The 25,471-nt window shown below is 51.7% G+C and carries 25 protein-coding genes; 21 read left to right on the top strand and 4 right to left on the bottom strand.

Annotated elements, in window-relative coordinates; all coding sequences use genetic code 11:
- Window positions 1-28: 28 nt before the first annotated feature.
- The 21 genes from ABD931_RS19185 to ABD931_RS19085 all read left to right on the top strand — a co-directional run bounded on the left by ABD931_RS19185 (window position 29) and on the right by ABD931_RS19085 (window position 21,932).
- Window positions 29-601 (top strand): adenylate kinase, encoded by a 573-nt coding sequence (locus tag ABD931_RS19185; protein ID WP_345269509.1) that lies wholly within the window; start codon window positions 29-31, stop codon window positions 599-601.
- A 52-nt stretch (window positions 602-653) separates the two neighbouring features.
- A complete protein-coding gene (gene obgE / locus ABD931_RS19180) occupies window positions 654-1,670 on the top strand; it encodes a GTPase ObgE (RefSeq protein ID WP_345269508.1) in 1,017 nt (338 codons plus the stop codon).
- A gap of 43 nt (window positions 1,671-1,713) precedes the next feature.
- Window positions 1,714-4,416, top strand: coding sequence for a sialate O-acetylesterase (locus ABD931_RS19175; protein ID WP_345269507.1), 2,703 nt, complete (start codon window positions 1,714-1,716; stop codon window positions 4,414-4,416).
- A gap of 267 nt (window positions 4,417-4,683) precedes the next feature.
- Window positions 4,684-6,594, top strand: a complete 1,911-nt coding sequence (locus tag ABD931_RS19170) for a sialate O-acetylesterase (protein WP_345269557.1) — start codon at window positions 4,684-4,686, stop codon at window positions 6,592-6,594.
- A gap of 210 nt (window positions 6,595-6,804) precedes the next feature.
- A complete protein-coding gene (locus ABD931_RS19165; protein ID WP_345269506.1) occupies window positions 6,805-7,179 on the top strand; it encodes an NADH-quinone oxidoreductase subunit A in 375 nt (124 codons plus the stop codon).
- Between the two features lie 58 nt (window positions 7,180-7,237).
- Complete coding sequence (locus tag ABD931_RS19160) at window positions 7,238-7,783, top strand: NADH-quinone oxidoreductase subunit B (protein ID WP_345269504.1); 546 nt, start codon at window positions 7,238-7,240, stop codon at window positions 7,781-7,783.
- 24 nt (window positions 7,784-7,807) lie between these two features.
- Entirely contained in the window at window positions 7,808-9,466 is a 1,659-nt protein-coding gene (locus tag ABD931_RS19155) for a DUF8728 domain-containing protein (protein WP_345269503.1), read from the top strand.
- Window positions 9,467-9,475: 9 nt separating this feature from the next.
- Window positions 9,476-9,976: an NADH-quinone oxidoreductase subunit C gene (locus ABD931_RS19150; RefSeq protein WP_345269502.1), complete on the top strand. Its 501-nt coding sequence runs from the start codon at window positions 9,476-9,478 to the stop codon at window positions 9,974-9,976.
- Between the two features lie 12 nt (window positions 9,977-9,988).
- Window positions 9,989-11,224: an NADH dehydrogenase (quinone) subunit D gene (nuoD, locus tag ABD931_RS19145; protein ID WP_345269501.1), complete on the top strand. Its 1,236-nt coding sequence runs from the start codon at window positions 9,989-9,991 to the stop codon at window positions 11,222-11,224.
- A gap of 4 nt (window positions 11,225-11,228) precedes the next feature.
- A complete protein-coding gene (locus ABD931_RS19140) occupies window positions 11,229-11,426 on the top strand; it encodes a type II toxin-antitoxin system HicA family toxin (RefSeq protein WP_345269500.1) in 198 nt (65 codons plus the stop codon).
- Between the two features lie 17 nt (window positions 11,427-11,443).
- Window positions 11,444-11,635: a type II toxin-antitoxin system HicB family antitoxin gene (locus tag ABD931_RS19135; protein WP_345269499.1), complete on the top strand. Its 192-nt coding sequence runs from the start codon at window positions 11,444-11,446 to the stop codon at window positions 11,633-11,635.
- Between the two features lie 9 nt (window positions 11,636-11,644).
- Window positions 11,645-12,145 carry an NADH-quinone oxidoreductase subunit NuoE gene (gene nuoE / locus ABD931_RS19130; protein ID WP_345269498.1) on the top strand — a complete coding sequence of 167 codons (501 nt, stop codon included), beginning with the start codon at window positions 11,645-11,647 and terminating at the stop codon, window positions 12,143-12,145.
- A 9-nt stretch (window positions 12,146-12,154) separates the two neighbouring features.
- Complete coding sequence (nuoF, locus tag ABD931_RS19125; RefSeq protein ID WP_345269497.1) at window positions 12,155-13,495, top strand: NADH-quinone oxidoreductase subunit NuoF; 1,341 nt, start codon at window positions 12,155-12,157, stop codon at window positions 13,493-13,495.
- A gap of 33 nt (window positions 13,496-13,528) precedes the next feature.
- Window positions 13,529-14,611, top strand: coding sequence for an NADH-quinone oxidoreductase subunit G (locus ABD931_RS19120; RefSeq protein ID WP_345269496.1), 1,083 nt, complete (start codon window positions 13,529-13,531; stop codon window positions 14,609-14,611).
- Between the two features lie 14 nt (window positions 14,612-14,625).
- Entirely contained in the window at window positions 14,626-15,786 is a 1,161-nt protein-coding gene (gene nuoH, locus ABD931_RS19115) for an NADH-quinone oxidoreductase subunit NuoH (protein ID WP_345269495.1), read from the top strand.
- Window positions 15,787-15,799: 13 nt separating this feature from the next.
- Window positions 15,800-16,363, top strand: a complete 564-nt coding sequence (locus ABD931_RS19110) for a NuoI/complex I 23 kDa subunit family protein (RefSeq protein ID WP_345269494.1) — start codon at window positions 15,800-15,802, stop codon at window positions 16,361-16,363.
- Between the two features lie 65 nt (window positions 16,364-16,428).
- The gene (locus ABD931_RS19105) at window positions 16,429-16,947 is read left to right on the top strand and encodes an NADH-quinone oxidoreductase subunit J family protein (protein WP_345269493.1); all 519 of its coding nucleotides are present in this window, start codon (window positions 16,429-16,431) and stop codon (window positions 16,945-16,947) included.
- A 200-nt stretch (window positions 16,948-17,147) separates the two neighbouring features.
- The gene (locus tag ABD931_RS19100; RefSeq protein ID WP_345269492.1) at window positions 17,148-18,326 is read left to right on the top strand and encodes an acetyl-CoA C-acyltransferase; all 1,179 of its coding nucleotides are present in this window, start codon (window positions 17,148-17,150) and stop codon (window positions 18,324-18,326) included.
- 184 nt (window positions 18,327-18,510) lie between these two features.
- Entirely contained in the window at window positions 18,511-20,325 is a 1,815-nt protein-coding gene (locus tag ABD931_RS19095) for an acyl-CoA dehydrogenase FadE (protein WP_345269491.1), read from the top strand.
- 95 nt (window positions 20,326-20,420) lie between these two features.
- Window positions 20,421-21,374 carry a helix-turn-helix transcriptional regulator gene (locus ABD931_RS19090; RefSeq protein ID WP_345269490.1) on the top strand — a complete coding sequence of 318 codons (954 nt, stop codon included), beginning with the start codon at window positions 20,421-20,423 and terminating at the stop codon, window positions 21,372-21,374.
- A 69-nt stretch (window positions 21,375-21,443) separates the two neighbouring features.
- Window positions 21,444-21,932, top strand: a complete 489-nt coding sequence (locus ABD931_RS19085) for a GyrI-like domain-containing protein (protein ID WP_345269489.1) — start codon at window positions 21,444-21,446, stop codon at window positions 21,930-21,932.
- Window positions 21,933-22,051: 119 nt separating this feature from the next.
- Here the strand turns inward: ABD931_RS19085 and ABD931_RS19080 are convergent, their stop codons facing one another.
- The 4 genes from ABD931_RS19080 to ABD931_RS19065 all read right to left on the bottom strand — a co-directional run bounded on the left by ABD931_RS19080 (window position 22,052) and on the right by ABD931_RS19065 (window position 25,372).
- Window positions 22,052-22,690, bottom strand: coding sequence for a porin family protein (locus tag ABD931_RS19080; protein ID WP_345269488.1), 639 nt, complete (start codon window positions 22,688-22,690; stop codon window positions 22,052-22,054).
- A 166-nt stretch (window positions 22,691-22,856) separates the two neighbouring features.
- A complete protein-coding gene (locus ABD931_RS19075; RefSeq protein ID WP_345269487.1) occupies window positions 22,857-23,300 on the bottom strand; it encodes an anti-sigma factor family protein in 444 nt (147 codons plus the stop codon).
- Window positions 23,293-23,892: an RNA polymerase sigma factor gene (locus tag ABD931_RS19070; protein WP_345269486.1), complete on the bottom strand. Its 600-nt coding sequence runs from the start codon at window positions 23,890-23,892 to the stop codon at window positions 23,293-23,295. The genes ABD931_RS19075 and ABD931_RS19070 overlap by 8 nt, the downstream gene beginning before the upstream one ends.
- 235 nt (window positions 23,893-24,127) lie before the next feature.
- Window positions 24,128-25,372 (bottom strand): SGNH/GDSL hydrolase family protein, encoded by a 1,245-nt coding sequence (locus ABD931_RS19065; RefSeq protein ID WP_345269485.1) that lies wholly within the window; start codon window positions 25,370-25,372, stop codon window positions 24,128-24,130.
- Window positions 25,373-25,471: the final 99 nt, after the last annotated feature.

The following is a 25,471-nucleotide window of genomic DNA, read 5'->3' as shown; positions in this document are numbered from 1 at the left end:
TTTGACTAACACTACTTTTATATACCGTATGCTTAATCTTGTACTATTTGGCCCACCGGGTGCCGGCAAAGGCACACAAAGTGAAAAATTAATTAATAAGTACAGTTTAGTTCATTTATCAACCGGCGACCTGCTTCGTTCGCAGATAGCAGCCGGTACGGAGCTGGGTCTGCAGGCCAAAGCCCTGATGGATCAGGGTATCCTGGTGCCTGATGAGGTAGTGATCGGCATGATCGATGCAAAACTAAACGAGAACCGGACGGCTGCGGGTTTTATTTTCGACGGATTCCCACGGACCGTACGTCAGGCCGAAGCCCTGGACCAATTGCTAAGTCAACACAATACCAGTATCCGATTAATGGTTGCTTTGGTAGTCGATCAGGAAGAACTCACCAAGCGGCTGTTGCTGCGTGGGCAGACATCCGGCCGACCTGATGACCAGAATGAAGAACTCATTCGTCGGAGAGTACGGGAATACAATGAAAAAACGACTCCGGTAGCCAGCTACTATGAGCAGCAGGGTAAATATGTGGCCATTGACGGCATTGGTGAGATCGATCAGATTTTCAGTACCATTTGCCGGCAAATTGACGCTGCATAAATCCGGAACGCTGCCTACACCGTAATTGGCTGAGGGGAGGAAAACCAACACTATGGCTTCGTCCAATTTTATAGACTACGTTAAGATAAACTGCCGGTCCGGAGCCGGTGGAGCCGGTTCAGTGCATTTCAGGCGGGAAAAGTTTGTGGATAAAGGTGGCCCCGACGGCGGAGACGGAGGCCGGGGTGGGCATATTATCCTTCGGGGTAATACTCAGCTCTGGACCTTGCTGCACCTGAAGTACCAGAAACATATAAAAGCCGAACCTGGAAAAGCCGGTGAAGGCGGACGGCGGACAGGCGCCCAGGGCAAAGATGTTATTATTGAGGTACCACTAGGCACCATAGCCCGCCATGCCGAAACCAATGAGCAGCTAGCCGAAATTACTGAAGATAACCAGGAACTCATTCTCCTGCCCGGTGGACGCGGGGGATTAGGTAACGATCACTTCAAATCGTCGACCAAGCAAACGCCGTATTATGCCCAACCGGGTGAGGCTGGTCAGGAAGCCTGGATCATTCTGGAGCTAAAGCTGCTGGCCGATGTAGGTCTGGTGGGCTTTCCAAATGCCGGCAAGTCAACGCTGCTGTCGGTGATGTCGGCCGCTAAACCCGAAATTGCCGATTACCCGTTTACCACCCTGGTCCCCAACTTAGGAGTAGTCGCTTACCGGGACTACAAATCATTTGTGATGGCTGATATACCGGGTATTATAGAAGGAGCCGCGCAGGGCAAAGGGTTAGGTCTGCGCTTTTTACGGCATATTGAACGCAACTCCATTCTGCTGTTTATCGTACCTGCTACCAGCGACGATATTTTAGTTGAGTATCACACCCTGCTGCACGAACTGGAGCAGTACAATCCGGAGCTGCTGACTAAAAGGCGCCTCCTTGCTGTGTCTAAACTAGATCTGATCGGTCGGGAGGACCGGGAGCGTATCCGGCAGCAACTCTCAACCGAAACCATTGCGGCCGTATTTATTTCGGCCATTAACCAAGACGGATTATCTGAATTAAAAGATGCGATCTGGCAACAGTTGACTTCGCCAGACGTAGCTATTTCTGATTAATTCTTTCGGTGGAGATTAACCAACCACCGGCTTAGTACACACCATGAAGCTCTATACAACCGCTTTTTTAAAGCTCATGTTACTGCTGTTTCCGGTAGTAGCATGGGCTCAGATTCAAGTCAGTTTTCCGGTAACCCGTGCGGTGTTTCAACGCAATACCGCCAACAATGCAACTATTCGAATAACGGGTACTTATACATCTTCAGTCAGCCGCATTGAAGCAAAGGTCAGCGCTCGTGATGGTCAGGGCACCAGCACCGACTGGCAGGTTATTCAACCCAATCCGCAGGGAGGCACATTTGCCGGTGACCTGACCGTGCAGGGTGGCTGGTACAACCTGGAGGTACGGGGAATAAGCGGAGAACAGCAGGTTGGCTATCAGGTTATTGAGCGGGTTGGTGTCGGTGAGGTGTTTGTAATAGCCGGGCAGTCAAATGCGCAGGGCATCAACCGAACATCACCGCCTGCCACCGATGACCGGGTTAATGCCGTAAACTACTACGATCCGTCAAACTCCCAGAATGATCCACCCTTCCCTCAGTTTCAGCATCTGAACAGTGATATTGATGTGTCTCCCAGGGGTATTGGCTCCTGGGCCTGGGGCATGCTGGGCGATCAGCTCGCCCGCCGGCTCAATGTACCTATTCTGTTCTTTAATGCTGCCTGGAGTGGTACACCGGTTCGCAACTGGCGGGAAAGCATTGCCGGCGGAACAGCATACAGTATTTACGTGCCGGCAACCTACCCCGTAGGGCAACCTTACGGAAATCTGCGCATTGCCCTTCAGTTTTATTGCCATATGTTAGGTGTACGAGCTGTACTCTGGCATCAGGGAGAAGCCGATAACTTTGCCAATACCAGCACCGATTATTATGCCTCAGACCTCAGTACGGTCATTAATCGCAGTCGGCAGGATAGTGGCAAAAACATTGCCTGGGTGATTGCACGAGCGTCGCATGATGATATGCGCGGGAGTAACAGCGGGGTAATAAACGGCCAAAATCAGGTTATTGCCGGTGGCAACCATGTATTTCCCGGCCCAAACACCGACGTTATTCAAATTCCGCGAAGTTCACAAAGCCCCGACGATGTACATTTTGCCGGAAGTGGACTGATAGAATTCGCCAATGCCTGGAACAGCAGCCTCAACGATGCCTTCTTTGCCAATGCCCAGCCTTTTTCGCCCGCGCCCTCTCCGGCCGTCTCCGTTGCCTGTGCCGATAACAACAGCCTCCGCCTGACAGTGAACGGGAATTTTTCGTCGATCAACTGGAATACAGGAGAAAATAGCCAGACCATTGTGCGGGGGCCAGGCTACTACCAGGCAAAGGTAAAAGATGGCCTGGGAAATACGTTATTTTCTGCGCCGGTACGAGTATCCGATGCCCCGTCTATTGCCGCTTCCGGTCCGACAACGTTCTGCGCCGGAGGAAGTGTCACTTTAAGGGCCAATTATACCAATAATATTACCTGGAGTAATAACTTCAACGGAAGCCAGCAGACCGTAAACAGTCCGGGGTCATTCTTCCTTAAATACCGGGATGTAAGCGGTTGTGAGTTTACCTCCGGTACGATTAATGTAGCCGTAAACCCCCTGCCCGCACCGCCATCGGTAAACGCAGATGGCCCAACTACCTTCTGTCAGGGAGAAAGCACCTTTCTGGCAGCAAACGCCGGTTTCAGTTATAACTGGAGCAATGGCGATCGGGGGCCACGGATAGAGGTGCGCTCACCAGGCACCTATTCGGCCACCGCAACAGACCAGAACGGGTGTACCTCCCCGCCTTCGTCGACCATCAATATTGTGGTCAATCCGCTGCCGCCAACTCCGGTTATCGCTACCAGCGGACCGACTACGTTCTGCGCCGACCAGAATGTTACCTTAACGGCTACGCAGGAGCAAAACTACGTTTGGGAAAGCGGGCAGTCATCGCGCAGCATAACCGTTAACCGGTCCGGTAACTATGTAGTACGGACGCGTAATGTGTACAACTGTCTGTCGGCTCCCTCAAATGTTGTTTCGGTAGTGGTTAACCCCCTGCCGCCGGCTCCCAGCGTAACCGCCAATGGCCGGACTACCTTTTGTGATGGTGATCAGGTAACCTTATCGGCCGAAAGTCCGCTGGAGAAAATCTGGAATACACAGGAAAAAACACCGGCAATAAGGGTTACCAAATCCGGCAACTACACGGCCAGGGTAATCGACAATAACGGTTGCTTTTCACCCCCGAGCAACAATATCCGGGTTGATGTAAAACCATTGCCGAGTGAACCTATTATCAAACAGGTAGGTACTTACACACTGGAAGCCACGGGTACACTGCTGGGGGATATGTATTTCTGGCACCGGGATAACGATTCGCTGGGTATTCAGAAAAACACGATCAAAGCCACCCAGGCAGGTAGTTATTCGGCACGCTCATACATTGTGTACAGCAGCGATCTGACGTGTTACTCAACCCGGTCGGCTCCGTTTCAGTTTGTCCCGGATCTTACTAATCAGGGGTTAAGTATTTACCCGAACCCCAGCCCAACTAAAGAAATCATAATCGAAACATTTGAGGACCTGAAAAACGCGCAAATAACAGTATACACGTTATTGGGTCAGGAAATCTTTTCCGCACCCATCGAAACGTTCAATGAGCGCAAACGGGTTGACCTGATGGCATTGCCAACCGGAACGTTTATTATTCAGGTGCGGTCTGCCAGTTTCAATGTAGCCAAACGGGTAATTTTGGGCTGGTAACTTGAATCTGTTCGCAAACTTGTCTATGTTTAAAGTACTATGAGAAGAAGCTCATTACATAGTGGATGGTTAACTTTTCTGAGCTTGTTTCTTTCCATGGTGAGTGGGCATGCTCAAAATGGAAATGGAGACGGAACGGTTATAAGGATAACGTACCCGCAAAGTCGCGCTGTTTTCCAGCGTGGTAACGATAATGTAAGTACCGTTTTTATTTCCGGAAATTATTTTCAGCCGGTAGACAGCATTCAGGCCCGGGTATTGGCCGAGATGCCTGGGCAGGGGATCAATACGGAATGGATTACCGTACAACGCCGGCCCCAGGGCGGAGTTTACCAGGGGCCGTTAAGGGTGTTTGGGGGTTGGTATCGGCTGGAAGTACGGGCTATGTACCGCGGAACGGTTATCGGGCAGGATGTGGTGCGGAAAGTCGGCGTTGGCGAGGTCTTTATTATCACGGGCCAGTCTAATGCTCAGGGTTTTCAGGATTATGGAGCGGCAGGGGCGGCCGATGACCGGGTCAATGCAATTGCCTATGACAACACGGTCACCAATTCGCTTGCCGACCCGCCGGCCCCCACGTTTACGCAGCTAAGCGCCAGTGCCCTGATCGGTCCGCGTGGTCAGAGTGCCTGGTGCTGGGGTATGCTGGGTGATCTGATCGCGCAGCAGTATAATGTTCCGGTGCTGTTTATCAACACTGCCTGGTCGGGAACGGCCATCCAGAACTGGGTGGAAAGTGCAAAAACAGGCATCACTAAAAGCATCTGGGTTGATGATTATTACGCGCCGGGTATGCCATACGGCAATCTGGTTATTGCCTTACGCTATTACTGTTCGCTTCAGGGTTTACGGGCTGTTTTATGGCAGCAGGGCGAAACGGATAACATTCCGCTGAATCTGGGCCGAACGCAGTACCGGGAGTATATGCAGTTCCTGGTGAACAAAACCCGGGCCGATACCGAGCGGTACCCCGCCTGGATTCTGGCACGGTCTTCGTTTAGCGCAGGCCAGACAAATCAAAACATTATTCAGGCCCAGAACGACGTAATCAATACATACAACAACAACGTTTATCCGGGTCCTTATACCGATGTAATTCAGGTACCCAGGCCCGACGGCGTTCACTTTTCAGGCCCAGGTCTGCGCCAGTTGGCACAAGCCTGGTACGAAAGCATGAACACGGTATTCTTTTCCAGCTCGCTGCCGCTATTGCCACTCCCCTCCCCAACGGTAACGGTAACCTGCAACAGCAGCAACAATGGTATCACCATTTCATTGCCGGAGTTCTACAGTACGTATAAGTGGCAAACCGGTCAGAACAGCCGGTCTATCACTGTTACCCAACCCGGTACGTACCGGGCCGTGCTGAAAGATGCGGTAGGGAATACCTACATGACCCCAACGGTAGAAATTGCCGGTCCCATTCAGCCGGCGCAGCCGGCCATTGCCCTGGCCAGCCGGCCCAACGAACCGGCGGCCGCGCAGCAGCAGGTATGTGCCGATTCAGCCCTTAGCCTGGTCGGCATTTCTCCGGTATCAAACCAGTTGCTCTGGAGCAATAACATTACAAACCGGACTGTAGCCGTTGCCACGCCCGGTAATTACACGGTGCAGGCCATGAATGTGTACGGATGCCGCTCGGCTATTTCGGCACCGATCAACCTGTTGGTGCGGCCCAGGCAGCCGGTGCCCACAATCGCGCAGGTTGGGCCTTTCTCGATCGAAGCTAAATTCCCGGGAATCTTGCCGGATCAGCAATTTGACTGGCGACGGGGAACCAACCAGCTAAACCAAAATAAAATGGTAGCTAAGGTTACCTCCAGCGGCCGATACAGCGCCCGAACAAAAACAGTTTACACCATAGGGAACAGCAACATTACCTGTTTCTCGGCTTATTCCAGCCCCGTAGATATTGTTGTAGACGAAGATAATCTGGGGCTGAGTGTTTATCCCAACCCCTCCCGGGACGGTAAAATCGCGGTAGAAACCCTGGAAAACCTTCAGAATGCCCATATTCAGGTTTTCACACTGAGCGGCCAGGAAGTTTTTTCCCTGAAAGTGCCGGTCCTGGATGAGCGAAAGGTCATTGATGTAGCAGGCATGACATTTGGGCAATATATTGTCCGGGTCAAAGCCGACGGGTTTAATGTATCTAAACGAGTGCTGATTCTTCAGTAATAAGTTGTTCATCTATTGCGCAGGCCCTTCAGCAATGGAGGGCTTTTACGTTTCAGGCAGGGCCGGCACTATAGGGACCTTCTTGGTAAAGCAACCAGAATTCGTTACTTTTGATGTTGGTTCAGGCCGAATCAGAATGTAAGGTGCAGAAAACCTTTGTTTACATTTTATAGCTAACTTGCAGCGCTTTTTAGCGAGAATTCGAAATACATGGAAGCAACAACATACCTACCGTCGGATTATTTGCCGATTGTAATTCAATTAGGGCTGGCACTGGCGTTCATCGTTGTTACTATGATTGTCACGCACCTGATTGGGCCGACGCGCCACAGCGAAAAGAAAGATGAGCCGTTTGAGAGCGGAATTCCGGTGCAGGGAGACGCCCGAACACCTATTTCTATCAAATACTTCCTGATTGCTATTGTCTTTGTTCTCTTCGACGTAGAGGTCATTTTTCTGTATCCCTGGGCCGTAAACTTCAAAAGTCTGGGCATGCTGGGCTTTATTGAAATGATTCTGTTTATGGGCTTACTGCTGGCGGGCTTCTACTATATTATTCGAAAAGGAGTCCTGAAATGGGAGTAGTCTACCGAACGGATAGACATATTTATTCGTTCTTATATCAGACACAACGAAAACAGATATGGCAAGTAACATAAAGATGGTTGAAGCGCCCGAAGGTCATGCCGGAGAAGGGTTCTTTGCCACGTCGATGGACAAACTGATTGGGATGGCCCGGGCAAATTCGCTCTGGCCTTTGCCATTTGCAACCTCCTGTTGTGGCATTGAATTTATGGCGACGATGGGAGCCCATTATGATATTGCCCGTTTTGGCGCAGAGCGCCCCAGCTTCTCGCCCCGGCAGGCCGATGTTTTGCTGGTAGCCGGAACGATTGCCAAGAAAATGGCTCCGGTTCTGAAGCAGGTATATCTGCAAATGGCCGAACCGCGGTGGGTGATTGCCATTGGTGCCTGTGCCTCCAGCGGGGGTATCTTTGATACATACAGCGTATTGCAGGGCATTGACCGGGTTATACCGGTTGATGTATACGTACCTGGCTGCCCACCCCGTCCGGAACAGATCATTGAAGGACTGATGCAGGTTCAGGAGCTGGCTAAGAATGAGTCATTACGTCGACGCAACCAGCCCGAGTATCAGGCCTTACTGGAATCGTACAACATTCAGTAATGTGTAAATTCTCACTCTACTATTATGACAACTCAGCGTCGTGATCAGCTGATAATTTTCTGTTTATTTTTTATTACCCCCATACTGTACGCACTCATCACGCAACATGCCTGGGAGGATTGGTATATCACGTATCGGTCCAGTAAAAACCTGGCTATAGGCAATGGGTTAGTGTTCAGACCAGGCGAGCGGCTGCATACGTTTACATCGCCTTTAGGAACGTTGCTGCCTGCGTTTCTGACCTGGATAACCGGAAATTACTCAGATGATCTGGTGCTGTGGCTATACCGGATTTGTAATAGTATACTGTTGGGGCTTAGTGGCGTACTGCTTTACCGATTTGGCAAACAGGTTCTGCGCCATTCCTTACCGCTTGTTTTGCTGTTAGGTCTTGTTCTGTTCGACAGTAAACTGATCGACAACAGCATCAACGGTATGGAAACGGCCCTGATGATCTTTTTTCTGACGTTCTGCCTGTATGTAATGACCGGTGGTACCCGGCGGCTGGTTCTGCCACTCGCGCTTGGTTTTGCCGGGCTGATGTGGTCCCGGCCCGACGGATTCATTCACGTGTCAGGTCTGTCGATAGGCTTGCTGATCTGGGCACCAGCCAATGGTACCGTTCGCACGCGGGCCGACTGGTTTCAGGTGTTGGTAAAGGCTGCCCTGCTCGGATTGCTATTCTACCTGCCCTGGATACTCTGGGCCTGGTGGTATTACGGTACGCCTGTTCCTAATACGGTTCTGGCGAAAGGCCTCAACAGCACTACGGATATTAAAGCGCTGCTTAAAACATTAGTTCTGTTTCCGTATGTCTCACTAACCGATCCGGCCGTACGACTGTATCAGGTATACGCGCCTTCTTATTCATTTATGGGGGGCTGGCCCGCCTGGGTGGCAACGGTTAGTAAACTACTGGGTTGGATAGCCTGTTTTTACTGGATTGTGCCGGGGGCCAAAAAATGGGGACGGATTATCTCGTTTGGAGCCCTTATTTCCTGCCTCTACCTGAGCCTGATCAAATCCAATTACCCATGGTACATACCCATGGCAACGCTGCTCTGCTCCGGTTCACTCGTTATTCTTTTTGATCAGTTGATCGAACGGTTTCGCCTGACCGTTGCCCGCCAGATCACCTATGGTCTGATGCTGATCGTTGTGTTGTTTCAAATTGGGCTGCTGGGTGCTATGGCCTATCAGATGCGGGTGCAACAGGCAACGATCGAAAACAACCGGCAACAGGTCGGCTTGTGGCTGAAGAGCCAGGCAGGCTCCCCTAAAGAAACCGTTTTTCTGGAATGCCTGGGTTATATAGGCTTTTACTCCGGTCTGACGATGTATGATTTTCCGGGGCTGTCATCGTCTGAAGTGGTAAATGCCCGGCGGCAGATCGGAGCTATGGACTATCCCTTTGTCTTTGCCCCGCTTATTGAGCAGTTGAAGCCCGATTGGGTTGTGCTGAGACCGTATGAGCATGGGGTAATCTCTACAAAAAGCCAGGTACTTAGCCAGGAGTATGAGATGGTCCGCGAGTTCTCCGTATGGGATAAAGTCGAGTCAATGGATGTTCCCGGAAAGTCTTACATGGAGTGGGACGCTGTATTTCGGGTGTTCCGAAGAAAAAAAGAGGGCACTACCTTGTCGCAACAACCAAAAAGCAACGAATTAACTACTTCTTTATAACCGTAACTCATGCTGACAAACCAGGAAGTAGCTGAAGATCTGATCCGCCAGTTTGGGGAAGATGTGTATGATTTTGAAGAGCCTTTTGGGCTGCTGACGCTGTCGACCACGCGTGAGCAGCTTATCCCGATGCTTCAATACCTGAAAGACCATAAGACGTATCAGATTAACTTTCTGACCGATATTACGGGTATTCATTACCCTGATGATACGGGCCGGGAGTTTTGTGTGGTCTACCACGCGCACAGCCTGACCCAGAACTTCCGGATACGCCTTAAGGTGTTTCTGTCTGAAACCGATCTGCACATTCCGACGGCTACGGTGCTGTATGCCTGCGCCAACTGGATGGAACGTGAAACGTACGACTTCTTTGGTATCATCTTCGATGGGCACCCGAATCTGGTCCGGATCCTGAACATCGACGAAATGGATTACTTCCCGATGCGGAAGGAGTATCCGCTGGAAGATCAGACCCGCCAGGATAAAATTGATGAGCTCTTCGGACGTTAACGCAACAAGCTAATGAACACAGTCTTTGATGTAGCCAACCGGGCCGACGTACCTGCCAAGGCCGGTGGCCAGATACAATACGATAACGAACTAACCACCCTTAACCTCGGCCCTACCCACCCGGCCACTCACGGTATTTTCCAGAACATCCTGCAAATGGATGGGGAGAAGATCATATCGGGTGAGCAGACCATCGGGTATATCCACCGGGCGTTTGAAAAAATAGCCGAGCGCCGGCCGTTCTACCAGATTACCACCCTGACCGACCGAATGAACTACTGTTCGTCGCCGATCAACAACATGGGCTGGCACATGACGGTGGAGAAACTGCTGGGCGTGCAGGTGCCGAAGCGGGCGCAGTATATCCGCGTCATTATGATGGAGCTGGCGCGTATTGCCGACCACCTCATCTGCAACGGTATTCTAGGGGTAGACACAGGCGCTTTCACGGGCTTCCTATATCTGTTTGAGGAGCGCGAGAACATCTACGAAATCTATGAGGAGATGTGCGGTGCCCGTCTGACAACCAACATGGGCCGCATCGGCGGCATGGAGCGCGACCTCTCGCCCGAAGCCCTTCGCAAGATCCGGGCCTTTGTGAAGCGTTTTCCGAAGGTGCTCAAGGAGTTTGAAAACCTCTTCAACCGGAACCGCATTTTCATGGACCGCGTTATCGATGTGGGTGCGATTTCGGCTGAGCGGGCGCTGAGCTACGGCTTTACCGGTCCAAACCTCCGCGCTGCCGGTGTCGATTACGACGTGCGGGTGATGAATCCGTACTCCTCCTACGAAGACTTCGAGTTTGATATTCCCGTTGGCGAGAACGGCGACACCTATGACCGGTTCATGGTGCGTAACGAAGAGATGTGGCAAAGCCTGCGCATTATTGAGCAGGCCCTGGAGAACCTGCCCGAAGGACCGTACTACGCCGATGCACCGGAATACTACCTGCCGCCGAAGCAGGAGGTGTACCGTAACATGGAAGCGTTGATTTACCACTTCAAGATTGTGATGGGGGAAATTGATGCGCCGGCGGGTGAAGTGTACCACGCAGTTGAAGGCGGTAACGGCGAATTAGGCTTTTACCTGATCAGCGACGGCGGCCGGGCTCCGTATCGCCTGCACTTCCGTCGGCCGTGCTTTATTTACTACCAGGCTTTTCCGGAGATGTGCAAAGGTTCGACACTGTCCGATGCCATTGTGATCATGAGTAGCCTGAACGTAATTGCCGGCGAACTGGACGCTTAATTAAATGGCGGTCAAGTTTCGGGAGGTCATCAAAATTCTTGAGGAGGATGGCTGGCATCTGGTAAGACAGAAAGGAAGCCATAAACAGTATAAACATCCCGAAAAGAAGGGTTTGGTAACCGTGACTTATCACAGCTTATCGGATACTGTACCGCCGGGAACCCTAAATAGTATTTACAAGCAAGCGCAGATTGAACGATGACAAAGTTTCTGGTAATCTTGGAAAAGTCAGATTCAGGATATGGCGCTTACGTACCTGACCTGCCTGGCTGCGTAGCCACGGGTGCTACCCGTGAACAAGCCGAGCAGTTAATATATGAGGCCATTCAATTCCATATTGAAGGCTTACAGGAAGAAGGACTACCAATACCGACGCCGAGTTCGGAGGCCGAGGTGATGGTATTTGCATAATTAGTCTATATGACAACCGAAACGCAAAACACCGTACAGTTTACGCCGGAACGCCTGGCGAAAGCGAAAGAAATAATTGCCCGCTACCCGGAAGGGAAGCAAAAATCGGCGCTGCTGCCGTTGCTGCACGTGGCGCAGGAGCAATGGGGCTGGCTGAGTCCGGAGGTAATGGATTACGTTGCCCGGATGCTCGACATCCAGCCGATTGAGGTATATGAGGTAGCTACCTTCTATACCATGTTCCATCTGGACCCGGTGGGCAAACACGTCATTGAATACTGCCGCACCGGGCCTTGCTGCCTGATGGGTGGCGAAGAAGTATACGCCTACTTAAAACAAAAACTGGGTATCAACGCCGGTGAAACGACCGCCGATGGCCTGTTCACCCTGAAAGAGGTTGAGTGCCTGGCCGCCTGTGGCATGGGGCCGGTATTCCAGATTCGGGAGAAGTACTACACGCATCTGACAAATGAGCGCGTCGACGAAATCATTAGTGACCTGTCGAAATAAGCCGTAACAATGGGAAAAAAGATTCTGCTCGAACATATCAACGTCCCCGGCATCGAGACTTTTGATGGCTACCGGAAGCAGGGGGGCTACACCGCCGTTGAGAAGGCGCTTAAGACTATGACGCCCGAAGAGGTGGTTGAAGAAGTAAAAAAATCAGGTGTGCGTGGTCGGGGTGGTGCCGGCTTCCCGATGGGGATGAAGTGGAGCTTCCTGGCCAAGCCTGAAGGTGTACCCCGCTACCTCGTCTGCAACGCCGACGAATCGGAGCCGGGTACCTTTAAGGACCACTACCTGATGAAGCATATACCGCATTTGCTTATTGAGGGCATGATTGTTTCCAGCTTTGCGCTGGGGGCCAATAAATCCTTCATCTACGTTCGCGGGGAGTTGATGTACGTCATTCACATCCTGGAGCGGGCGATTGAAGAAGCAAAAGCAAAAGGTTTTTTAGGCAAGAACATCCTCGGCAGCGGCTACGATCTGGAACTGATTGTGCAACCGGGTGGTGGGGCCTATATCTGCGGAGAAGAAACAGCCCTGCTGGAATCGCTGGAAGGCAAGCGGGGTAACCCCCGGAATAAGCCGCCGTTCCCGGCCGTAAAGGGTTTGTACCAGTCTCCGACGGTGGTAAACAACGTAGAGTCTATTGCGACTACACCCTGGATTATCAACAACGGTGGCGATGCATATGCCGCTGTGGGTATCGGCCGCAGTACAGGTACCAAGCTGATTTCAGCGTCCGGCCATATCAAAAAGCCGGGGGTATACGAAATTGAATTGGGCGTACCAGTTGAAGAGTTCATCTATTCCGATGAGTGGTGTGGCGGTATCCGCGATGGTCACTACCTGAAAGCGGTAGTAGCGGGTGGCTCGTCGGTACCCATTCTGCCGGCTAACCTAATTCTGAAGCTGGCCAATGGCGAACCGCGCCTGATGACCTACGAATCGCTGTCCGACGGCGGTTTCCAGACGGGAACGATGCTGGGATCCGGTGGCTTTATCGTATTTGACGAAACAGCCTGTATTGTCCGGAATACCTGGAACTTCTCGCGGTTCTACCACCACGAGTCTTGTGGTCAGTGCAGTCCCTGCCGGGAAGGAACAGGCTGGATGGAGAAGGTACTCCACCGGATTGAACATGGTCACGGCCATATGCATGACATTGACCTGCTGGTAGATGTTGCCCGGAAAATTGAAGGAAATACGATTTGCCCACTAGGCGATGCAGCAGCCTGGCCGGTAGCGAGCGCGATTCGTCACTTCCGCGAGGAGTTTGAGTGGCACGTTACGCATCCGCAGGAAGCAACTCAGCCCGGTGCAGTGTATAAAGGCGAAATGGCCTTAGTGTAAAGCCGCAAAAACGCTTTATCAGAGAAAAATAAAATGGAAGAAAATAAGCCGCAACTATATACAGTCACCATTGATGGCATTGAAGTCGAGGTGGAGCCGGGTACGACCATTTTGCAGGCGGCCCGGAAAATCGGTGGCGATGTGGCCCCACCGGCCATGTGTTATTACCAGCCGCTGAAAGGCAGCGGGGGTAAGTGCCGGGCCTGTCTGGTGAAGGTAGCTGCCGGGTCGGCCAAAGATCCGCGCCCGATGCCGAAGCTGGTGGCCTCGTGCATCACACCCGTGCAGGATGGTATGGTGGTGGAAAACAAATCCAACCAGCAGGTGCTGGATACCCGTAAAGGGATTGTCGAGTTTCTACTCTTGAACCACCCGCTCGACTGCCCGGTCTGCGATCAGGCCGGTGAGTGTGACCTGCAAAATTTTGCCTTTAATCATGGTTTGGCGACTACCCGCTATGAGGAGGATCGCCGGACGTTTGAGAAGCACGATATTGGTCCGTACATTCAACTGCACATGACGCGCTGCATCCTGTGTTACCGTTGCGTGTACACTGCCGACCAGATCACCAACAAGCGCGTTCACGGTGTATTAGGCCGGGGTGATGCCGCCGAAATCAGCACTTATATCGAGAAAGCCGTAGACAACGACTTCTCCGGCAACGTCATCGATGTATGCCCGGTAGGTGCCTTGACCGACAAAACGTATCGTTTCAAGAATCGGGTATGGTTTACCAAACCGGTTGATGCGCACCGCGACTGCCCAACCTGCTCAGGTAAGGTAACGCTATGGTATCGGGGCGAAGAGGTAATCCGCGTAACGGCCCGTAAGAACGAGTGGAACGAGGTTACCGAATTCATCTGCAACACCTGCCGATTCGAAAAGAAGCAGACGAGCGACTGGGTTATTGAAGGACCAACCAAAATTGCCCGTGGCTCTGTAATTTCAGCCAACAAATACCGGGGTGACCTGAAAAAGCCGGATTTTGGCCTCAAGCTGGCCGCCAGCCAGTATAAGCAGGTTGACGACAAGCGGGATACTTCTCAACTGGCCATTCGGCAGTTGCCGGCCGAACGCTTTGCCAAATTACCCTCGGCCAACGAACCAGAACCGTAAGACGACCCTATATCATGAACCTAACGGAATTAATCATTAAGGCAATCATCATCCTCGTCGTCTTTGGTCTGACGTTGCTGATTGCCATGTACTCGACCTACGCCGAGCGGAAGGTTGCCGGTTTTTTGCAGGACCGTCTGGGTCCAAACCGGGCGGGTCCGTTTGGCCTGTTGCAGCCTCTGGCCGATGCCGGTAAGATGTTCTTCAAAGAAGACTTCATTCCATCGAAGGCCAACAAATGGCTGTTTATTTTGGGTCCCTGTCTGGCCATGCTGACCGCCCTGATGTCAAGCGCGGTAATTCCCTTCGGAGAGAGTATCCGGTATGAAGATACCCTGGTGCCGGTGCAGGGAATCGAAGTGAACATTGGTATTTTGTACATCTTTGGCGTGGTATCACTGGGGGTATACGGCATCATGGTGGGTGGCTGGGCTTCCAACAATAAATTTTCGTTGCTGGGCGCCATTCGGGCAGCCTCGCAGAACATCAGCTACGAAATTGCCCTGGGTATGTCGATTATCGCCATTCTGATGATGACGGGTTCACTGTCACTGCGGCATATTGTCAGCGAGCAGGCCAGCTTCTTTGAGTGGAATGTTTTTACGCAGCCCCTGGGCTTCATCATTTTCCTGACCTGTGCCTTTGCCGAGTGTAACCGGACCCCGTTCGACCTGCCGGAGTGTGAGACTGAACTGGTGGGTGGTTACCACACCGAGTACAGCTCCATGAAACTGGGCTTTTACCTGTTTGCCGAGTACATCAATATGTTTGTATCGTCGGCGGTGATTGCTACCCTATATTTTGGTGGTTTCCATTATCCAGGTATGGACTGGGTTCGCGAAACGCTGACGGGTTCGCTGGGCGCGGTGGTTGGGCATAACCTGGCTACGCTGATTGGTACCATCGCCTTATTTGCCAAGATATTCTTCTTCATCTTCTTTTTCATGTGGATTCGCTGGACGGTTCCGCGGTTCCGCTATGATCAGTTGATGAACCTGGGCTGGAAAAGCCTGATTCCGCTGTCGATCCTGAATATCGTGATTACCGGCCTGGGACTGCTGTATAACATCAAATACGCAACCTGGCTGATTGTCATTGTTATGGTTGTACTGGCGGCTACGAACGCCATCAAAGCTCCGCGCCGGCAGGTTAGTACAAGTCCGCAGCGGTCTTAAAAAAAGGAAAGCTATGCAGTTAACCAATAGATCAAAACACGTCAGTAACAAAGAGATGACATTGGCCGAGCGGATGTACCTGCCGGCCATTGCTCAAGGACTGGCGATTACCATAAAACACTTCTTCCAGAAGAAGCCGACCATCCAGTATCCGGAAGTAAAGCGGTACCTGGGACCGGTGTTTCGAGGCCATCACGTACTGAAGCGCGATGAAGAAGGCCGGGAGCGCTGTACCGCCTGCGGCCTGTGCGCCGTAGCCTGCCCGGCCGAAGCCATCTCTATGGTAGCCGCCGAACGCCGGAAGGGGGAAGAAGAGTTGTACCGGGAGGAGAAATACGCAGCCGTGTACGAAATTAATATGCTGCGCTGCATCTTTTGCGGTTTGTGCGAGGAGGCTTGTCCCAAGCAGGCAATCTACCTCCGTCACGACCGCTTTGTACCGGTTTTTACTGAGCGCGACGATGTGATTTACGGCAAAGATAAGCTGGTAGAGCAACTGGACGACCGATACATCCGGACCAATACGGACGTAAAGGCCACGCCAACCGAGCCCACTTTATCCCGAGCCGCTACCTAGTAGAGCTACCGACCTGCCTGACCTGCCCCTGAGCGGGTCAGGCTTTCTTCTTTATACGTTTTGGCATGAAAACTACCGAAATTCTATTTTACGTCCTGACCGGTATCACGCTGCTAAGCGCCATTACCGTTGTTACGGCCCGCAACCCCATTCACAGCGTACTGGCACTCATTGGCACGTTCTTCTGCCTGTCCGGGCATTATATCCTGCTCAATGCGCAGTTTCTGGCCGCCGTTAATATCATTGTGTACGCCGGTGCCATTATGGTACTCTTCCTGTTTACGATTATGTTTCTGAATCTTCGGAAAGATGATGAAGAATCAAAGACAAACATGACCAAGATGGCGGCCGTGGTCGTAGGCGGGGTGCTGATGATCCTCTTGCTGGCTATTTTCCGCGTGGCTCAGATAGACACGTTCAACCCTATGGAGTACAATTCGCAGGTCGGTCTGGTTGAGAGTCTTGGCAAAGTGCTGTACACCGATTATCTGCTGCCGTTTGAATTAGCGTCTGTCCTGTTCCTGGTTGCTATGGTCGGGGCCGTTATGCTCGGCAAACGAGAGGCCGGCGAACGCCATTTCTGAAAAAACAATTAAGCATACATTCTTAAAGAGGCTATCACCCGGTAGCCTCTTTTCGTTTATCCTGTAAATCCTTTTAATCTACCAAATCCCAACTCCGATAGTATGCTTGCATAATATTCTGCTCAACCGGTGTGATTTTTCCCGGAAAAATTTTGTTATTGCAGTAAGAAAATCAGACAATACCAACAACTAAACCAGATATGGATGCATACGTAGTAGCCGGATATCGGACAGCCGTTGGCAAAGCCCCACGGGGCGGGTTACGATTCACCCGACCCGACGACATGGCGGCTGAAGTAATTAAACATCTATTGCAGCAGGTACCGCAGCTTGACCCCGCTCGTGTAGAAGACCTGATTGTGGGTAATGCTGTACCCGAGGCTGAACAGGGTATGCAGATTGCCCGTTACATCTCGCTGCTGTCATTGCCAAACAGTGTGCCGGGTATGACTATTAACCGTTACTGCGGCTCCGGTCTGGAGGCTATTGCCATTGCTTCGGCAAAGATCCACGCGGGTCTGGCCGATTGTATCATAGCCGGCGGTACCGAATCAATGTCGCTGGTGCCGGTGATGGGCTGGAAAACAGCCCTGAACTACGAAATCGCGCAGAAGCACCCGGATTATTATATCGGGATGGGTCTGACAGCCGAGCAGGTAGCTGAGCAGTTCAAAATCAGCCGCGACGCGCAGGATGAATTCGCCTATGAATCGCATCAGAAAGCCTTAGCCGCTCAGCAAAACGGCAAGTTTGACGACCAGATTGTACCCATTTCGGTGAAGGAAACCTACTTTGATAATGAAGCCGGTAAGAAGAAAAGCCGGGAATGGACGGTCGCTAAAGATGAAGGTCCCCGTGCCGATACAACCGCCGAAGCACTAGCGAAACTGAAACCGGTATTTGCCGCCGGTGGTTCTGTAACGGCCGGTAACTCGTCGCAGACGTCCGACGGGGCGGCTTTCGTCCTTGTCATGTCGGAGCGGCTGGTGAACGAACTTGGTCTAAAGCCGAAGGCGCGGATGATGTCGTACGCAACGGCTGGGGTGGAGCCCCGTATCATGGGAATCGGTCCGGTAGCGGCTATTCCGCTGGCGTTGCAGAAAGCCGGGCTGAAGCAGGATGATATTGAACTGATTGAACTGAACGAAGCGTTTGCGGCTCAATCGCTGGCGGTAATTCAGGAGTTGGACCTGGACCGCAGCAAGATTAACCCGAACGGCGGAGCCATTGCTCTGGGTCACGCGCTGGGCTCTACCGGTGCCCGACTGTCGGTGCAGCTGATCGATGAAATGCAGCGGAACAGTCAGAAGTACGGTATGGTATCGGCTTGCGTAGGCGGTGGTCAGGGCGTAGCCGGTATTTACGAAGTCCTAAACTGATAGTTGGCTGTTAAATGAAAAAGCCCTGTTTCATCTGCTTTGAACAGGGCTTTTTCATATTTCGGCATGTAGCTGCGTAACAGAAAAATAATACAATATTATGCTTGCATACTATTATTTTTTTCTATTCCTTTGTGATATATTAGTATGCACGCATAACAAATAAACTCATTTATCTATAGCCATGATTGCAACCGACAACAAAGCTTCTATCAAGGGCGGTGAGTTTTTGATTAAAGAGACTGACGCTTCGCAGGTGTTCATTCCCGAAGAGTTCACTGAAGAGCAGCGGATGATTGCCGCTACCTGCCGGGAATTCCTGGAGAAGGAAATCTGGCCGCGTCTGGAAGAAATTGATAAAGCCAAATCGCCGGAACTGATATCCTCACTGATGGACAAAGCCGGCGAGCTGGGTCTGCTGGGCACATCGGTGCCGGAAGAGTACGGCGGGTTCGGCATGAACTTCAACACCTCTATGCTGGTAGCTGAAGTTACGGGTGCCGGCCATTCGTTTTCTGTGGCCCTGTCGGCCCACACGGGTATTGGGACGCTGCCGATTGTCTACTACGGTAACGACGAGCAGAAAGCCAAGTACCTGCCAAAACTGGCAACCGGTGAGTGGAAAGCCGCTTACTGTCTGACGGAGCCGGATTCCGGTTCGGATGCTAACTCCGGCAAGACGAAAGCCAAACTGTCTGAGGATGGTCAATATTACATCCTGAACGGGCAAAAGATGTGGATTACCAACGGTGGTTTCGCCGATGTGTATATCGTCTTTGCCAAGATTGATGATGGGTCCGGCCAGCCGGATAAAAACTTATCGGCCTTTGTCGTCGAGCGCTCGTACGAGGGCATTACAATGAATGAGCCGGAACATAAAATGGGTATCAAAGGCTCCGATACCCGGCAGGTGTTCTTCAACGACGTCAAAGTTCCGGTGGAGAACCTGCTGTCGGAGCGGGGCAACGGCTTCAAGATTGCCGTTAATATCCTGAACATTGGGCGTATCAAGCTTGGTGTGGCGGCTGTTGGTGGCTCGAAAGAAGTAATTACCAATGCTGTTCGCTACGCCAATGAGCGAAAACAGTTTGGTACACCTATCGCCAACTTCGGGGCTATCAAGCACAAGCTGGGCGAAATGGCCTTGAAAGTGTTTGCCTCGGAATCGGCGAGCTACCGGGCTGGTCAGAACATCGACGACCTGATTGAGGACCTGAAAGGTAAAGGCATGAGCGATGCTGATGCCAAGCTGAAGGCCCTGGAGCAATTTGCCATTGAGTGCGCCATCATGAAAGTACATGGTTCCGAAGTGCTCGATTACGTGGTGGATGAAGGTGTCCAGATATACGGTGGTATGGGCTACTCGGCCGATGCACCGATGGACCGCAGCTATCGCGACGCCCGCATCAACCGGATTTTTGAAGGTACCAACGAAATCAACCGGATGCTGATGGTGGATATGCTGCTGAAGCGGGCCATGAAGGGCGAACTCGACCTGATGGGTCCGGCAATGGCAGTGGGAAAAGAGATTATGTCTATCCCTGACTTCGGTGCCGACGAGGAAGAGGGTTTCTTTGTTGCCGAGAAAAAGGTCCTGCGGAACCTGAAGAAAGCCGTGCTGATGGTATCTGGTGCCGCCGTGCAGAAGTTCATGATGAAACTATCGGACGAACAGGAAATCCTGATGAGCATCGCCGACATGGGCATCGAAATTTATGCCGCCGAATCGGTCCTGCTGCGGGTTGAGAAGCTGATCGGCATCAAAGGCGAAGAAGCCGTTTCACTGCAGAAAGATATGGCGCTTTGCTACCTGCACGAAGCCGTGGAGAAAGTAAACAATGCCGGACGGGCCGCTATCACGTCATTTGCCGAAGGCGACGAACTGCGCGTGATGCTGATGGGCCTGAAACGCTTTACCAAAATTGAACCGATGAACCTGAAAAACGCTCGTCGCCGGATTGCCGATGCGATGATTGCGGAAAACCGGTACATCTTTTAAGATCATACAATTCACAACAGCTGAAAACCGATAAGCCGGCCTTGTTTTAGGGCCGGCTTTCTTGTTATATAGCGGTTTCAAATACTTCCTCTACCATGAACCGCATTGACCGGCTGACCGCTATACTCATTCACCTGCAAACGAAAAAGGTTGTAAAAGCACAGGAACTGGCCGACCGCTTTTCCATCAGCCTCCGAACCGTTTACCGGGATATTCGGGCGCTGGAAGAAGCGGGCGTACCCATCGGGGCCGAAGCCGGTATAGGGTACTTTCTGGAGGGCTACAACCTGCCGCCGGTGATGTTTACCAATGCCGAAGCCAGTGCGTTGCTGGTGGGCGGGAAGTTTGTGGAGACACTGGCGGATAAGTCGCTTACCGAGCCATTCCAATCGGCGCTCTACAAGATTAAAGCGGTGATGAAGGGCTCTGAGAAAGAATACCTGGAGGAACTGGAGCCAAAGATTGCCGTCCACGCAGTAACCCGGCCAACCCCCTATTCCAACCTGCTTTTAAACGAAATTCAGGAAGCCATTGCCCAACAGCAGGTTCTTTCAATGGAATACCTCTCCAACTACAATGAGCAGATTACCCAGCGCGATGTAGAAGCCATTGGTCTGTATCATTACGGCCGTGGCTGGCACCTGATTGGCTTTTGTCAGCTTCGCCAGGATTACCGCGACTTCCGCGTCGACCGAATACGGCAGCTGACCAATACTGGCAAGCGGTTTACCAGTCGGCGGCTATTGTCGCTCCAGCAGTACCTGTCGCGGGAGACGGATGCCATGCCGCAAACAGATGTGACGCTGGTATTCCGCAAGCACGTAGTCCGCTTCATGCAGGAGCAGAAGTACGTCTATGGCTACGAATCTGAGGAGAACTTGGATGACAGGGTTCGAATGCATTTTAAGACCCGCTTTCTGGAAGGGCTTAGCCGCTGGATACTTATGTTTGGTGATGAGGTAACGGTTGAATCGCCGGAGTCGCTGAAGACGCTGATGCGCTCGCTGGCAGCCGAAATCCGCGACCATTATTTACCGAATATTTCCTGAAAGCCTGCTGACATAGGGTTGTCACTACCCCGGATTACCTTTGTCATGGCCCTTAAAACAACAAATACCATGACAACACAAACCGATTCTACCCCAACCGTCCAACTGACAGAAAAGGTCGTTCCACCGTTCACCGCCCTTTGTTTTACCACCCGCACCACACTGAAGGATTTGTCGCAATACTACGGCGTTGTCGCCAATCAGATGAGACAGGAAGCCCAGCGACTGAACCTCGAAGTAACCGGACCGGTGCAATGGGTGTATACCGGCGCTACGGGTGATCTGGAAAAGGAGTTTCAGTTAGAGATTGCCCTCCCGGTCAGTGAAGCCGCCGGTGAGCCGGAATCGTTTACATTTCGGGAGTTCGACTCATTTCGGTGCGTGTCCTACACCCATGTTGGTCCTTGGAGTGACCTTATGGCCGTGTATGATGCGTTCTTTGCTGAGTTTTACCGGCTGGGTTATCAGGACGGCAGCCACGTGCGTGAGATCTATACTGTTGTGGATCTTGACACCCCGGCCAATAACGTCACCGAAATTCAGGTAAGCCTCGCCTGATCGGCTTTACCAGCCTATAACCTGCCCGAATCAGTAGACGCACAAAATCACGAGGCTCAGCTATGCCGTAACTATTCGCTACGGCATAGCTGAGCCTCTCCTATTTACAATTGTATGGCTTAATAATTCCGGCCGATACCGAACCCATAGCCTACTGTAACGGTAAACACTGAATTGTGGGTATCAATGTTTGCACTGTTGGGTCCGATGTATATGTCGGTCATGCCATATGTATACCGCGTATCTATCAGAAAACGTTGCCGGTTACCGGCCCGCCAGTTCAACTGAAAGCCTGCCAGCAGGCCAATGTCTGAATTGGCAAAAACCTGACTATTGTCTGACACCGCCATATTCGGATTTTTAGCCTGTGCGTTAAGCTTAAAGCCAAAAGAAGGCCCGACAAAGATATTAGGACGAAAATTTCCGGATGTCGTCAGAAAGTACCGGAAAGCCAGGGGAATATCTAAGTAGTTAATGCGTTGGGTAAAGGTATTGGTGCCAGGCTGCTTGGCACCTTTCTGGGAGAAAAGCACATCCATTGATGCTCCAAAGTGCCGGATATCACTATACATAAGGAATCCACCAATTACCGCTCCCGGAATATACCGCGTATCGTTACCGGTTCCTGTAAACTTAGAGAAATTCACCCCTAGTCGGGGACCGGCGCTCCAGCGCTGCTGCGCAAAAGTGACAGAATTAACGCATAAAATTGTTACAAGTAATAGTGTGAATAGGCGGAAAGAAGACTGCTTGTGCATGTTGAACTAAGTAAGTGATTAATGACCGGTTAACGTACTTCTGTCGGTAAATGTTTACCGAAGCTACCCGGATCAGGCCTAAATGGATAGTGTTCCGTTAACCAATGGTGTTTCTTTTGTTAATAATTTTTGGCGAAACTAAACCATTCCGGCTTTATATGAAACTTTATCGCCTTTTCTCCTTACTCCTTTCCGCCCTTACCCCCTTCAAACTATCCACCGGCGTCAGTTCTACTTCAACCACTTTGGTTCCGGTTGGGTGGGCGGGCCGGGTAGTAGGCGGCTGCACAAAGAAGATTAGGTAAATAGCAACGCTCAGCACCAGCAAAATACAGGCGGTAGCAGCCGTCAGCCAGAGAGGCAGCAGCCGGCGTTCGCTGGCCGATGCATGAATACGCTCCTGGAGAGCGGCTTTCAGGTTGGTGGTTTGTTCGGTTACCGATGCCCCATTCTGCCGCAGGGCCTTTAACCCGTCGAGGGCGTCGGCATAGAACGGTTGCTCCAGCAGAATCCGCTCTACACGGTGCCGGGCCCGGCTGCTCAACCGGTCATCCAGATACGCCTGAAGGTCGTTGAGCGTTAACTGATCGGTGTACACGTGTTTAGTCATGGTGTTTTTCCATGCATATTTTCAAATTACGCCGTCCGTTTTGCAGGTAACTCTTTACCTGCTTCAGATCAAAGCCGGTTTCATCGGCAACGTCGGCGTAACTTTTCTGTTTAAGATAAAATAATTCAATACAGCGTTTCTGTTCCGGTGGCAGCGCGTTCAGACAACCACTCATACAATTCAGATCGTGCTCCAGATCCAGCTCATTGTCGTCGTCCGCTACCAATTGCCGGGGAGCAGAGGCTGCCTCACTGTCCGGATCATCGCTGGAAGCCGACAGGCTTTCTTCTGAATACACCCGCCTGCTGCGGAGTTGCATCAGGCAATAATTCCGGGCCACGCTATGCAGCCAGCTTCGGAAATGCTGGACCTCGTGCCGGCGCAGATCGGTGATTAACTGCTCAAACAACTGCATAACGGCATCTTTGCTCTCCTCTTCGTCGCGCAGGTACTTGAAGCACACGGCGTAGACCAGCTCCATATGCCGCTCATACAACGCCCCCAGTAATTCGAGATTACCCGTAGCCTTATAGGCTGCGACAAACTCCGCATCGGTAGTGGGCTGCTGTCTTCTGAACCGCTTAAAAAACATAGCTACACAACAAGAGTAAACCAGGCAACAGAATTAACGGAAAACGACCCGGATTCGTTATCCCTACCCGGAAAGGCCTTTCTCCTGTTTGATGCCGGAGCAACGGATTTTCCACAAACCGGGCGAAAAATCCTATTATTTTGGTGGGCAGACCCGCTTAAAAGGCAAAAGCCCCAATTAAGTGAGTATACCGAATCTATCCTGCGCGAATCGGCACGGCGCACTTCAGAAACCCTTACTTGAGGGTACTCAGATTGTAGAGCGGAAACCGGGTCTGGTAATGAGCATTAATTGTTTTCAGGTATTCATTAGCCAGGAGCGCATAGCCTCTGGCGGTGGGATGAATACCATCCAGCGAAAAGGTCTCGCCGGCCGGAAGTACAGTGTTAAACAGCACGTTATCCTCTGTAAAACCTATTTTTACCCGGTGCATGAGGGCCTGTACATCCATAACCGGTAGTTGCCGGGCGGCTGCGGTTTCGGCAATAATTTTGTTGAACACGTCTGTAGCATTCTGAGCCTGTTTAGCCTCGTCGGCATCCAGTACATCTTCATTGTTGAGCGGGTAGGCTGCAAAATACCCTTTGTTTAGTCCCGTTCGGTTAGCTATTCCTATGGAGTCGGCATTATAGAGGATGTAGTCATTATTGGTAGCGACCCGAACCAGGCCTGTACCGGTTCGGATGTATATGGTAGCCTTCTGGGCACCACCCAACTGAGCAACGGTGCGGGCCGTCAGGTAAGGCATATCCGCTAAGTCGGTCAGATTAGCCAGTACGCCTTTGGCATTGTTGGCAGTGAGCGCATCCAGCAGCGCATTTAGATTTTCGCGAAACGCAGTCTGACCGGTAATCGGCAGCCGGCCACCGCTGGTAACAAATCCCAGAATATCATTGTTACCCATCCAGCAGGTAAAAAAGGTATGTGAGCGACTCTTCACATAGGCCAGATACGTTGTTCTCTCCTGCCCGCTGGTCAGCAGGCGTTCAAAATACGGGTTCTGCTGGGATAAGTTCTGATCCTGAACATCGGCAAGCCGAATTCCCGGGATACCCATATTATCGGGAGCCGTTCCGGTATATTTGGTCAACAGCAGCGGAGACTCACTGCGCAGCGCCGTATTGTTCGTGACGTATTCAACCACTGGCTGCCCATCGGGTGTCAGAGTATTGGTGAGCCGATAGTAGCCGGTGCCATTTTGCTGCCCATCCGGAAAAAGAGGCTGCACAAAAGTACCCCCGTTGGCCAGCCGAAACCGTTGTGCCAGCAGATTCGGATACGAAGCCAGCTGACTGTCGCGGTACAGTCCGCCATTCATAAACCCGGCGGTGAGGGAATTCCCCACGGCCAGATACCGGCTGAAATTGGCCGTACCCGATGTGAGCTGCCCACCGGGTTGCGGCTGATCCGGTTCGGTTGACCGTGATTTACAGCCAATCAACCCAACAAAGAGTACTCCGATCCAGAAACTAACTCGCATAAAGAACTGATCGTGCCGATGCCTGAACTACCTGCCGCCATAACGTCTGACTAGTTTAAAACAAAATAAACGAACGAAAGTCACGCTAAAAAGCAGAAA

This window comes from Nibrella viscosa, from assembly GCF_039541875.1.
Classification (GTDB): Bacteria; Bacteroidota; Bacteroidia; order Cytophagales; family Spirosomataceae; genus Nibrella; species Nibrella viscosa.
This window is presented reverse-complemented; position numbering and strand designations above follow the sequence as displayed.